Source organism: Shewanella abyssi (assembly GCF_023284025.1).
Classification (GTDB): Bacteria; Pseudomonadota; Gammaproteobacteria; order Enterobacterales; family Shewanellaceae; genus Shewanella; species Shewanella abyssi.
Window position 1 is genome coordinate 75,079 of sequence record NZ_JAKIKR010000018.1, and the last position, 11,687, is coordinate 86,765.

The following is an 11,687-nucleotide window of genomic DNA, read 5'->3' on the forward strand; positions in this document are numbered from 1 at the left end:
GTACATTTGTGTAAGGTAATAAACTAACCGCTAATACTGGTTTGGTCAAACTGATATTTAGCTTGACCAAGTGCTGGGATAAAAAGAGATTATAAGCGATAGATCTCAGGATTAAGCATCGGGGCCATGGCAAGGATAATGGCTTGGGTGTAAATGCTTTGACGTGTGGCATGACCCTGGGTTAGCAGTGCTATGGCGCCGCCTTTTTGCTTGATATTAACGGTGTTAAACATGCTGTCCATTACATTACCCAGTTCCTCGCCTTGAGTCAGCGCATGGTACACAGGCATAGGGAGCGGCAGTAGTGCGCTGCGGCCAACACTGACTTGATCCTTGTGCGCAATGGCAATGTGGGCAAATGTTGCTGGACCATGATCAAATAGATCGACGCCGCCCTCCATCGCAAGATAGTAATCAGCTTGATAGTGATTTTGGCAGTATTTGACTCTATTGACTGCGCCGGCTTGGGTTTCAGCTTCTGTCATCGGCTGATCAGCGACCAGAGAGGGAGCATGCATGCCCTCGCACTCAATGACGACTTCAGGGAATAAGGTGGTTAACGCCGTTTTTGCTGCGCCAACTTTGACAGGGTTTTTAGAACCGACGATGACTCGAATAATGTGTGTCATGAATTGTATTACTTCTTTATCTAGGGGAGGCGAGCTACTCATTGTTTATAGCTTTTAGCGAGCATAATGTCACTGCTTAATTGAGGCTGTTTTTCAGGAGTTAACCGTTGTTCAATAAACAGGCCTACAATATTTATCTATATTAATCATTAGATTGACTAATCTGACCCAAAATATGGCGCTGAAATGGCGTGATCCGGCTCAAGAATGCCACCTGCTTTGCGGGTCGGTGTCTCTTTGTTGTCCATTGCGTGAGCTATGTCCGCGGTGTTTTTTCGTGCCTCAATGAATTTATATCAGCATTTGATTAATTAGGTGAATACCGTGTTAAATCTAGGTTCGATTGGGTTATCGAACTGCAGTAAAAATGAAAATTGATGACGTAAAATTAGCGACGGAGTTCGCATTATCGCTATATTATGAAAATTAATTACAGAATATGCATCCAGATCAATTTATAGACCCAGCATTAGGATTACCTTATGCGCGAAATTACTCCTTAGATATAAATCTACTGGTGTTCGAAAACACCTTTAAGGTAAAGCTAATGCAAAAAGACACAATCAGTACACAAGAAGTGGCCCAAAACGAAGTAGCAGCGACAACCACGCTGCCTTGGACACGACAAGATACGACTTGGATGTTGAGTTTATTTGGCACCGCAGTGGGTGCTGGCATTTTATTTTTGCCAATTAATGCTGGAATGGGTGGCTTTTGGCCACTAGTCTTAATGGCCGCAATTATTGGCCCAATGACCTACCTAGCCCACCGTGGCTTATCGCGCTTTGTTTGTTCATCGAATAAGCCAGGCAGTGATATTACAGATGTAGTAGAAGAGCATTTCGGTGTTGGTGCAGGTAAAGCCATTACCATGCTGTACTTCTTCGCGATCTATCCCATTGTTTTAATCTACGGTGTGGGTATTACTAACACCGTTGATAGTTTTATTGTTAATCAGCTAGGCATGGATTCACCACCACGCTTTATTCTGTCGGGCGCACTTATCATTGCAATGATGTCTGTCATGGTTGCCGGTGAGAAGTTTATGCTTAAAGTGACTCAGCTTTTGGTTTACCCATTAGTTGCTATCTTGGCATTCATGTCTTTCTACCTTATCCCAGATTGGAAAATGGATGCACTAAACGTAGTGCCTAGCACCGGTGCTTTCTTAGGTACAGTTTGGTTAACCATTCCAGTGCTTATCTTTGCTTTTAACCATTCACCTGCAATTTCACAGTTCTCAGTGGCATTAAAACGTGAACATGGCCAAAATGCAGCACGCAAAGCAGACAACATTTTACGTAACACCACCATGATGTTAGTCGGTTTTGTGATGTTATTTGTGTTCTCTTGTGTATTGTCACTGTCGCCAGCACAACTTGCTGAAGCGAAAGCAAACAACCTGCCGATTTTGTCTTACTTAGCAAACGTCCATGACAGCGGTTTTGTCAGTTACTTTGGTCCGCTTATCGCTTTTGTGGCGATTATCTCCTCTTTCTTTGGTCACTATATGGGTGCCACTGAAGGCATGAAAGGGATTATCAATAAGCAGCTACGTAGCAGCAAAAAAGAAGTATCAGAGAGCAAAGTTAATAAGTTTATTTTAGGCTTCATGTTCTTCACTATCTGGGCAGTTGCCATTATTAACCCTAGCATTCTAGGCATGATTGAAGCATTAGGTGGCCCGGTTATCGCGGCGATTCTTTACCTTATGCCTATGTATGCGATTCATAAAGTGCCTGCTTTAGCGGCATACCGTGGTCGAGTGAGCAACATCTTTGTGGTGATTGCGGGTCTACTTTCTATGACGGCTATCTTGTTTGGCTTGACGTCATAAATTGTAAGTACGACTCGGGTGTCTATCGCTGTACTTAACGGCATTAATACCCGAGCTTTTAGTGACAACGCTGCATCAATGTTTGACCCAGGGTTAAAAGATCTTTTAACCCTTCCTCCTTTCCCGAGGTAATTCTATGTTTAGCGCATTTGATATTTTTAAGATAGGTGTGGGCCCGTCGAGCTCTCACACTGTCGGGCCGATGAAGGCTGCCAAAGAGTTTATCGACGATTTACATCAAGCGGGTCAGTTCAATAACGTGACTCGCCTGAGTGTTGAAATTTTTGGATCTTTGTCGTTAACAGGCAAGGGTCACCATACTGATATCGCCATCATTATGGGCTTAGGTGGCAATACACCTGATAAAGTCGATATCGATGCAATTCCCCATTTTATTGCTCAAGTGGAACAGACTGAAAAGTTACCCATGGGCAAGGAGCAACGCTTAGTCGATTTTGGTCATGATGCGATTGTTTTTCATAACTATGCTTTGCCAATGCACGAGAACGGCATGACGCTACACGCATACGCTGGTGATGAAGAAGTCATGAGCAACACCTATTATTCCATAGGTGGCGGCTTTATCGTTGAAGAAGCTCAGTTTGGCAAGGAAGTACAAAATCCAATTGCCGTGCCATATCCGTACAACTACGCAGATGAATTACTCGCTATCTGTGAAGAAACGGGCATGAGCATCAGCACGATTATGTTTAAAAATGAGCTGGCGTTTAATAGTGAAGCCGATATCTATCAAGGCTTTGCTGATGTGTGGCAAACCATGTATGCGGCAATTGAAAAAGGCTGCCAGACGGAAGGGGTGTTGTCTGGACCACTGCGGGTACCACGTCGTGCTCCTGCGCTGCATCGTCAACTGCTAACGGGGGAGCGTCTGTCACGAGATCCAATGGAGATTGTAGATTGGATTAATGTGTTTGCAATGGCTGTCAGCGAAGAGAATGCGGCTGGTGGTCGAGTAGTAACATCGCCGACCAATGGTGCAGCGGGCATCATTCCTGCCGTGTTAGCTTACTATGACAAGTTTATTAAACCTGTCGGTCCGCAAGATTATACCCGCTTCTTTTTAGCTGCCGCTGCCATCGGCTCTTTGTATAAGCGCAATGCTTCAATTTCTGGTGCTGAAGTTGGCTGTCAGGGCGAAGTCGGCGTAGCGTGTTCTATGGCCGCAGCGGGTCTGGCTGAGATTATGGGCGGCAATGCGATACAAGTGTGTATGGCGGCTGAGATCGGTATGGAGCATAACTTAGGGCTGACCTGCGATCCCGTTGCAGGCCAAGTGCAAGTGCCCTGTATTGAACGTAATGCGATTGCTGCGGTAAAAGCGATTAACTCTTCACGGATGGCGATGCGTCGAAACTGCCAGCCAAAAGTGAGCCTAGATAAAGTGATCGCGACCATGTATGAAACAGGCAAAGATATGCATGTTAAGTACCGCGAAACTAGTCAGGGTGGATTGGCTATAAAAGTCACCAGTATTTGTGGTTAATCGCCTCAGGTGACTCTGGTGATAAAAAATAAGCAAAAGGCCATCAATTGATGGCCTTTTTTGATGGCGATGATTGAAAAAAGGAGGTTATTTCTCTTCGTACATAAGGTAATAACTTTGTTCCATTCCTAGTGCGCTATAGGTCTTCTGCGCGTTAGTATTATCTTGCTCGACATACAGTCTAAAGCTAGCAGCACCGCCATTTTTAGCGGCAATATCCTTAACCGCTTGATAGAGTTTATTGTAGATCCCTTGGCGTCTACTCTCTGGGCGAATATAGACACTTTGGATCCAGTAGTAGTCTTTTGCACGCCAGTCACTCCACTCAAACGTCACCATTAATGATCCTGCTATTTCGCCATCGACTTCGGCGACCAGATAAAAGCCCTTTTCTGGCGATGTGAGCAGTGTATTAACGCCCTTGGTTAGCACGTCGGTGTCCAGTGCAAGCTCTTCTGTTTCCAGTGCCATCGCTTGATTGAAGTTTATTAGCGCCGGTAAATCGGTAGCTTGGCCTTTACGAATGTTCATCTGTTATCCCTTTTTTTTGCGGTCACTTTAACATGGGAAATGGTGAGGAAACTGTAATTTTTTGATTTTATCGATGGATTGACATTCGACTAAAGTCTAGCTCTGCTACACTTTTTTTAGAGTTAAAAAAAGTTGAGGTTATGATGGATAACACTCCCCCTTCCCATGATAAAGAGCGCCATGTTGAATGCGAACAACCGCTTAAAAGCTTTAAACCTATCAATCACCCGCGTCACTTCTTGGCGACCCTATTGACCTTTGGCGTATGGGGATTAGTTTGGTGGTGGCTTATTCTGCGGTCAGAGGGAAAACATAAGCAGTTCTTCAGTGGCTTTGATGATGCCTACTGGAGTTATTTGATGGAGCGAGATCAGCCGCCAGCCGCACTGCACAAGATGCATTTCTCAAAAAATGAGAAAAACTCAAAATTTGAGGCCTAAAATTACGGATCCCTCACTGGTATAGCCATTTCTGTTGCGACTAATCTATCGAATGGCGCAGCGTGATACAGATCATCCCTGCCATTTAGTGGCTATGCTAAACTGCCGCGTTATTTTTCAAGCAAGCATTTGCTTGTGTCTTCCTCTCCAATTGTCGCAAGGTTAAATTATGTCAAAACAACAAACTTCACTTTTTGCTAAAGTGTGGTCACGCTGGATGTCAGTGCCATTATGGCTGCAGATCATGATTGGTATGCTGCTGGGGATCTTAACCGGCATCGGTTTTGGTGAGCAAGCGACCGTATTAAAGCCAATTGGAACCCTGTTTGTTAATACCATTAAGATGCTGATTGTACCGCTGGTATTTTGCTCGCTGATTGTCGGCGTCACGTCTATGCAAGATACGGCCAAAATGGGGCGTATTGGTTTTAAGTCATTTGCCTTCTATTTAGGCACCACCTCAATTGCGATTACAGTCGGCCTCGCAGTAGGTCACTTTTTGCAACCAGGTAAAGGCCTAAATATGGTCGCAGAACCCTCTGATGAGGTCATTAAAGCGGTGCCGTCGGTAATGGAGACCTTGATTAATATCATACCGACTAACCCGGTTGCTGCGCTAGCCAGTGGTCAGATATTGCAAGTGATCGTATTTGCGGTTGCGCTTGGCGTGGCTCTGGTGCTTATTGGTGACCATGGTAAGCCGGCGATAAAAGTATTCGAAAGCCTAGCTGAAGCGATGTACAAGCTGACCGACATGGTGATGAAACTTGCACCTTACGGCGTATTTGGTCTTATGGCATGGGTTGCTGGCGAATATGGCGTTGGGATGTTGATGCCATTGATTAAGGTCATTGTGGCCGTGTATATCGGCTGCTTCCTGCATATCGTCGGCTTCTACAGCATCGTATTGACCGTTTTTGGCAAACTAAACCCAATACAGTTCTTTAAAGGGATCAGTAATGCCATTGCGGTGGCATTCACCACTTCAAGCTCCGCGGGTACCTTGCCTGTCAGTATGAAGTGCGCCAATGAGTACTTGGGGGTCAATAAGAAGATCTCTAGCTTTGTATTGCCGCTGGGAACCACCATCAATATGGATGGCACCGCGCTTTATCAAGGCGTGACGGCACTGTTTGTGGCGCAAGCCTTTGGTATCGATCTAAGCTGGGTTGACTATATTACTATTATCCTTACCGCGACCTTAGCCTCTATTGGCACTGCGGGTGTGCCTGGTGCGGGTTTGGTGATGCTAACACTGGTGCTAACCACGGTTGGTTTGCCGTTAGAGGGCGTTGCGTTGATTGCAGGTATCGACCGTGTGCTTGATATGGCTCGCACCGTAGTGAATGTGTCTGGTGACTTAGTCGCAACCACGGTAATCGCTAAATCTGAAGGTGAACTCAACGTAGAGCATTACAATGCGGGCGCAGAAGAGAGCGCTGAAATAGCAGAGAAGTTAAACACATAATCGCTAGAACGGGTATATACAGTTAGATAGAAATAAAAAAACCGCCCATTGAGGCGGTTTTTTATTGCTTAGTGAATCGAGGTTATCAGAGCATCGATTACTTTTTACTGAGTATTAATAACGTTTTATTGTCCGCATCTTGCAGCAATAATTTACCTTTCGAGAGTTTTCCTTGGCTGATAGCTGGCATCGCCTGCATCACGCGTTGCTCTTGCGCCATTAGGGCATCGACACAGGCTTTCATAGTGTGGCCAGCGGGTTGCAGCTGCAGCGATTGGCCTGATAAAACATAACTACCAAAGAAATTATTGCAGCTATTGTTGCCGGTTAACTTACCTTCTGCTTCGAAAGTCAGTTGAGCTGGGCTATAGTCGATAACAGCTTGACCGTTTGCGACCTCAATATGCCATGTACCTTCAATGGCTAAATCCTCAATTTGGGCTTGCGGAGATGATTGGCATGCGGATAAACCCAGTAGCAAACTTGCTACGATAAAGGATTGTTTTATCATGTTACGGATCCAAAGTGATTAATATCGATATATTGTGAGTATTCTAGCTCAAAATCAACCGAAATAAGGCGATTGTTAGTGCAAAAAAATGTAATTAATTACCTAAAAATGCTGCATTGGGTCGGATTAAGTATGTTGTTATGCGGCGTTGGGCTGTTTTTCTTTACGGAAATGCCGCAACAAGTCACTGGAATGATGCTTATTGCCAGTTTAGCGGGTTTGGGGATGGTGATGATGTCTCCCTTTCCCATTGCGCTGTTTCTACAATGGGCTAGGGAGCAAACACCTGATCAGTAGGGCTTGCTGGCTAATGATTGGCGGCGCAGTTCGAGATCGTCCTCAGCTGCTTGTTGCATTGGCATTAGTGATTGATGAGCATCCGGGGTAAAAAAGCTTTTACCCACAAGGATAGTCAACTTTCCGGCTGCTTTAGTGATCTGCTTTCGCAGACGTGCGATTAACGTCTCCAGATTCGATTCACTGTCGACAAAAGCCAAAATGATGAACTTATTTTCGTCGATGCGTGCTGACATATCAGCTTCTCGTAAGCAGTCGGAAATGATGCTGGCTAATAGACGCGCTTTTTGCGACTGAGATAGCGGCAAAGTTCGCAGCAGTGGATTGTCGACCATTTCAATGATGATAATCCCAGCATGAGAGCCAAAACGTCGACTTAAACTCAACTGCCTTGGCGCCATGAGACCAAAGCCATAGGGGTTGAGCATTTGCGTGGTTTCATCCTGAAACGACAAGCGTTGCACTTGCTGCATTAAGTACACTTGCTTAAGTTCGCCTTGCAATAAAGCGCGCACAGATTCAATCACGGTTAACGAAGCAGATGACGCTTGAGTGGTATTAGGATCACAGATTAAAATACAGCCAAACACCCGACCATCAGGCCAAGATAGCTGCAAACTCAATACTTGCTCGTAGTGTGAGAACTGCTCACCAATCTCATTAGGGTTCAATGTACTTGTGCCGTAGCTACTGCTTGAGCTCACGGCATCAATTAGCGGTGACTTTAGCAGTAGTAAGCCTGTTTTCAGTGAATTATCAGCCTGCCTTTTCCCACAAACTATTTGCGCGTCTTGAGCTGAAAACTGCACGATAAGGCTGGTTTTTGAACCATACAAGTCGTTAAGCAGATCGACTTGTTGTTGCCATCTTGGGATGCTTACCGCTGAGTGTTCTTGTTCTCTTAGCCAAATATTCTGATCGATAGGTTGAGTTAACATTTTTAAACTCGCTAGTGATTATTTCCGCCTGAAAATGGACATTGAATAATGTATGGGTGACGCAATACTATACTGCGTTTTTTAAGTTGTTCAAATGTAAAGTTGTTAAAATTGTGAGCTATTTTTGTCTAATTTGTGCTAAGCGGGTCACTCTCGTAGCTTTTGTATATTTTATATGGATACTGGGCACGGTTTTAGCGGGATAAACTTGATATAATACGGTTATGATTAGTGTTTTTACTCCAAAAACGACATGAAAAACAATATTAATGTTCGGATAGCAACAGCGACAGATATCCAATCTCTAGCGGCGTTAGAGCAAAGCCAATTGCAGGATGAGCTGTCAATTGAGCAGCGTAATAATAGCTTAGATGGGCAGTCGTTTAGCCAAACCGATTTAACCTGTCTGGTGACGCAACACTGGGTGGTTGTCGCTGAGTTCGATAAGCAGATTATTGGTTATGTTATTGCGGGGCGTTGGGCTTTTTTTAAGCAGTGGCCTATCTATCGTAATTTGCTTAATCGCTTATCAAAAATTGAGTACGATAAGGCTAAATTGACTGAAAAAAACTGTTGTCAGTACGGGCCTATTTGGATTGCGACTGCATACCGTGGCCAGGGCATCTTTGAAGCGCTAGTTCAGTTCATCAGAAAAGCCGTTTCGAAACAGTTGCCTTATATGGTGACCTTTATCGCTGAAGATAATGCCGGCTCATTTGCAGCCCATACGCGCAAAGCTGGAATGCAAGTGGTCGACTTTATTAGTTTTGATGAGCGCGACTACTACCTGCTTGTATTGCCTACTACCGACTATTTTTTCTAAGGATTATTATGTTGTCTGAATCTGTTGCCACTATTTTCTCGCCGTATCTGTCACTAAACTTGTCTGGGTTTGATAACCTTAAATTGGTTGTCGCGGTATTGACCGAAAAGGGCGAAGAGTGCCACGCCTTAACAGCGGACATGATGGTTGATGAAAAGCAGGAAAGCAGTTATCTAGTGCGTTGGCATAAGCACTTTATCTATTGTGGTCGCACTAACTCCTATGGCAATAAGATAGATGAAGTGGGCGATTTAGCCATTATCGATGCAGCATCGATAGAGGTACTGCAGCCACCGGTTTTGTCGATGCAGCAGGTGTCGTTTATGTGTATGGAAAATTCACATTTTGACCATTGTTAGATGTACTTTGTGCTGAAAGCTATTCAGCTTTTTTAAGATATCAAGCTGCGCTTGAGCTTTAAGTTAGACTGCGTCTAACAACTAAAGTCGTGGCGCTTCGGCCACAATCGGGTAAGAAGGACTGCTCGTCTGATGTGCGTTACCTTCAGATCAAAGTGGTTCCAATGACCTGCGGTCGGCGTATGTGCAGACGCAACAGAGACTCGCTGCGAGTACGTCCTTGTAAGCTCAACGAAATCATCCTTGATTTCGAAGGCCTCAGCCGCATCTACAGTGGGTTATAAAAGCGCAAACTTTCAGGAGCGAAAATAGAGCGAAAATAGAGCCATCCATAGTTAATTGCACATTTTGCCCGCTCTTACTAAGCTTTAGGTATTGCTGAAGTAGGAGGTTGTTATGCCCCGTCCCAGAAGAACTCAAATTAGTATTGAAGATACGCCTTGGTACCATGCTGTATCGAGGTGCGTACGTAAAGCATGGTTGACCGGAGTCGACCCCAATACAGGGCAATCCTACGAACATCGACGTGATTGGGTTGAGTCTCAGCTGCTTAAGCTTGCTGGCGTTTTTGCAATTGATATAGCAGCTTATGCGGTAATGAGTAACCATCTTCACCTAGTGCTGAAGATAGATATTGAGTTAGCGAATAACTGGACAGATAGAGAGGTCGTTGAGCAGTGGCATCAGCTGTTCAAGGGAACTGAGCTGACACAAAGGTTCGCAAAAGGCGAGCTAGTTGAAGAGCAGAACCTGTCACCATTAAGACATTCAATTGCACAGTACAGAAGTCGATTAAGCGATATTTCCTGGTTTATGAGGTGCTTAAATGAGCCTATTGCTAGAATGGCCAACAAAGAAGATAAGTGTACAGGCCGGTTTTGGGAGGGGCGGTTCAAGTCCCAAGCGCTACTGGACGAGGCCGCGGTCCTAACCTGTATGGCTTACGTTGACTTAAACCCTATTCGCGCCAAAATGGCACAAACAGCCAAACAATCAGATTACACCAGTATTCAAGCCCGTATAAAGGCGGCGCTTAATGGTGAACAGCCCAAGTCTTTGCTGCCATTTATCGGTAATGAACGGTTGAATCAACCAAAAGGGATAAACTTCGAACTACGAGATTACCTGCAGCTAGTAGACGAAACGGGCAGAATAATTCGTGAAGACAAACGGGGCAGTATCTCAGGAAATTCAGCTAAGATATTAAACCAATTGAATATATCAACGGAAAATTGGATAAAGTTGACCTCCGAATTTGGTAAAATATTTCACGGCCCTGTAGGCACAACCCAAGAGCTTACAAATTACTGCGAACATCTACAGAAACGGCGTCGTCATTTTGCTAGGTGCTGTAAATATCTAGAAGATGGCTAATAGCCATTAGCTGCTATCACTAACTTCTTCCAACTACTTTTCCCTCATGAGTTCACCAGCCTTGCCTGAAAATCACCATGTTCTTGTCAAATAACTGAAATTCACGGCTTTCAGTCCTTAGTCTAAGCCCTTGCCTGATGAGTCGAGCCTATTGAAGCCGCGAGAGTTGAAAGCTTTGGTTTGTAGCGCTATATTGTTGATTTATTGTGGGTGGCTTTGTTTATTTTATTGGTGGCTTTGTTTATTTCGCACTAACTCTTACGGCAATAAGATCGATGAAGTGGGCGACTTGGATACGATTAATCCTGAATCTATAGAGGTACTGCAACCACCAGTGTTATCGATGCAACAAGTTGAGTTTATGTGCATGGAGAATGCACATTTCGACCATTGTTAGAGGTGTTTTTTGGCTGAAAACGTTTTAGCTTTTTTAAGCTACCAAGCAGTGCTTGACCTCTAAGTTAGACTGCGTCTAACAACTAACGTCGTGGCACTGCGGCCACTTCACAGCATCAAGCTGCGCTTGACCAAGGTCGTGCAGCTTCGTCCATTCTTGTAATCAAGAGTCGAGCCAAGGGGCAAAGCGCTTGCGCCCGCTCTTGACTTCATAAAAGTCAAACTCTCAGCGCCCCAGACCTCGATAGCTCATTTATCCATTATTGCTCATACAAAGAAAAATCTAAGTCAAGGTCGTGGCGCTTCGGCCATTCTTGTAATAAAGAGTCGAGCCAAAGGGTAAAGCGCTTGTCCCCGCTCTTGATTTCATAAGAGTCGAACCCTCAGCCCCCGGCGAAATTTCTGAAAAGCGAAATTTCCAACGGGGGAGATTAGATTCTGTTGTTAGTAAAGTTGAGGTTAGTTAATGGTAACCGTCCGGCCAAGTACATCTTCAGCTTACCGCTTTGAAGTTCTATCTTAACAACTGACTATTACATCAGGAGTTAATATGGCTAAACGTTCTCATGCGGATTGGACG

General features: G+C 44.6%; 12 protein-coding genes. 8 read left to right on the forward strand and 4 right to left on the reverse strand.

Translation table 11 applies throughout. From position 1 onward, the window contains the following. Nucleotides 1–89: 89 nt before the first annotated feature. Nucleotides 90–629: an inosine/xanthosine triphosphatase gene (yjjX, locus tag L2755_RS10070; protein WP_248980561.1), complete on the reverse strand. Its 540-nt coding sequence runs from the start codon at nt 627–629 to the stop codon at nt 90–92. A gap of 547 nt (nt 630–1,176) precedes the next feature. Between yjjX and L2755_RS10075 the strand changes: the two genes are divergently transcribed. Then, a complete protein-coding gene (locus tag L2755_RS10075) occupies nt 1,177–2,466 on the forward strand; it encodes an aromatic amino acid transport family protein (protein WP_248980562.1) in 1,290 nt (429 codons plus the stop codon). 136 nt (nt 2,467–2,602) lie between these two features. Continuing rightward, nucleotides 2,603–3,970 (forward strand): L-serine ammonia-lyase, encoded by a 1,368-nt coding sequence (locus tag L2755_RS10080; RefSeq protein ID WP_248980563.1) that lies wholly within the window; start codon nt 2,603–2,605, stop codon nt 3,968–3,970. Nucleotides 3,971–4,057: 87 nt separating this feature from the next. On the opposite strand, the gene L2755_RS10085 is transcribed toward L2755_RS10080, so the two are convergent. Continuing rightward, entirely contained in the window at nt 4,058–4,501 is a 444-nt protein-coding gene (locus tag L2755_RS10085) for a GNAT family N-acetyltransferase (RefSeq protein WP_248980564.1), read from the reverse strand. A 140-nt stretch (nt 4,502–4,641) separates the two neighbouring features. On the opposite strand from L2755_RS10085, the gene L2755_RS10090 reads away from it, so the two are divergent. Together L2755_RS10090 and L2755_RS10095 are read left to right on the forward strand one after the other, a co-directional pair. Next, nucleotides 4,642–4,941, forward strand: coding sequence for a hypothetical protein (locus tag L2755_RS10090; protein ID WP_428847789.1), 300 nt, complete (start codon nt 4,642–4,644; stop codon nt 4,939–4,941). 169 nt (nt 4,942–5,110) lie between these two features. Further along, nucleotides 5,111–6,409, forward strand: coding sequence for a dicarboxylate/amino acid:cation symporter (locus L2755_RS10095; RefSeq protein ID WP_248980565.1), 1,299 nt, complete (start codon nt 5,111–5,113; stop codon nt 6,407–6,409). A gap of 97 nt (nt 6,410–6,506) precedes the next feature. On the opposite strand, the gene L2755_RS10100 is transcribed toward L2755_RS10095, so the two are convergent. Next, nucleotides 6,507–6,920, reverse strand: coding sequence for an META domain-containing protein (locus L2755_RS10100; protein ID WP_248980566.1), 414 nt, complete (start codon nt 6,918–6,920; stop codon nt 6,507–6,509). 78 nt (nt 6,921–6,998) lie between these two features. On the opposite strand from L2755_RS10100, the gene L2755_RS10105 reads away from it, so the two are divergent. Continuing rightward, nucleotides 6,999–7,217 (forward strand): hypothetical protein, encoded by a 219-nt coding sequence (locus L2755_RS10105; RefSeq protein WP_248980567.1) that lies wholly within the window; start codon nt 6,999–7,001, stop codon nt 7,215–7,217. On the opposite strand, the gene L2755_RS10110 is transcribed toward L2755_RS10105, so the two are convergent. Next, nucleotides 7,211–8,155 carry a GGDEF domain-containing protein gene (locus L2755_RS10110; RefSeq protein WP_248980568.1) on the reverse strand — a complete coding sequence of 315 codons (945 nt, stop codon included), beginning with the start codon at nt 8,153–8,155 and terminating at the stop codon, nt 7,211–7,213. The genes L2755_RS10105 and L2755_RS10110 overlap by 7 nt on opposite strands. A 265-nt stretch (nt 8,156–8,420) precedes the next feature. Here L2755_RS10110 and L2755_RS10115 point away from each other — a divergent pair, with 265 nt between their 5' ends. From L2755_RS10115 to L2755_RS10125, 3 genes are all read left to right on the forward strand, one after another. Continuing rightward, nucleotides 8,421–8,978, forward strand: a complete 558-nt coding sequence (locus L2755_RS10115) for a GNAT family N-acetyltransferase (RefSeq protein ID WP_248980573.1) — start codon at nt 8,421–8,423, stop codon at nt 8,976–8,978. Nucleotides 8,979–8,986: 8 nt separating this feature from the next. Further along, complete coding sequence (locus L2755_RS10120) at nt 8,987–9,337, forward strand: hypothetical protein (protein WP_248980569.1); 351 nt, start codon at nt 8,987–8,989, stop codon at nt 9,335–9,337. Nucleotides 9,338–9,733: 396 nt separating this feature from the next. Continuing rightward, nucleotides 9,734–10,711, forward strand: coding sequence for a transposase (locus tag L2755_RS10125; RefSeq protein ID WP_248980570.1), 978 nt, complete (start codon nt 9,734–9,736; stop codon nt 10,709–10,711). Nucleotides 10,712–11,687 lie beyond the last annotated feature (976 nt).

Excerpts from the sequence above, each read along its gene's own strand:
- yjjX (WP_248980561.1), bottom strand. The coding sequence starts at position 629 with ATGACACACATTATTCGAGTCATCGTCGGTTCTAAAAACCCTGTCAAA.
- L2755_RS10075 (WP_248980562.1), top strand. The coding sequence starts at position 1,177 with ATGCAAAAAGACACAATCAGTACACAAGAAGTGGCCCAAAACGAAGTA.
- L2755_RS10080 (WP_248980563.1), top strand. The coding sequence starts at position 2,603 with ATGTTTAGCGCATTTGATATTTTTAAGATAGGTGTGGGCCCGTCGAGC.
- L2755_RS10085 (WP_248980564.1), bottom strand. The coding sequence starts at position 4,501 with ATGAACATTCGTAAAGGCCAAGCTACCGATTTACCGGCGCTAATAAAC.
- L2755_RS10090 (WP_428847789.1), top strand. The coding sequence starts at position 4,642 with ATGATGGATAACACTCCCCCTTCCCATGATAAAGAGCGCCATGTTGAA.
- L2755_RS10095 (WP_248980565.1), top strand. The coding sequence starts at position 5,111 with ATGTCAAAACAACAAACTTCACTTTTTGCTAAAGTGTGGTCACGCTGG.
- L2755_RS10100 (WP_248980566.1), bottom strand. The coding sequence starts at position 6,920 with ATGATAAAACAATCCTTTATCGTAGCAAGTTTGCTACTGGGTTTATCC.
- L2755_RS10110 (WP_248980568.1), bottom strand. The coding sequence starts at position 8,155 with ATGTTAACTCAACCTATCGATCAGAATATTTGGCTAAGAGAACAAGAA.
- L2755_RS10120 (WP_248980569.1), top strand. The coding sequence starts at position 8,987 with ATGTTGTCTGAATCTGTTGCCACTATTTTCTCGCCGTATCTGTCACTA.
- L2755_RS10125 (WP_248980570.1), top strand. The coding sequence starts at position 9,734 with ATGCCCCGTCCCAGAAGAACTCAAATTAGTATTGAAGATACGCCTTGG.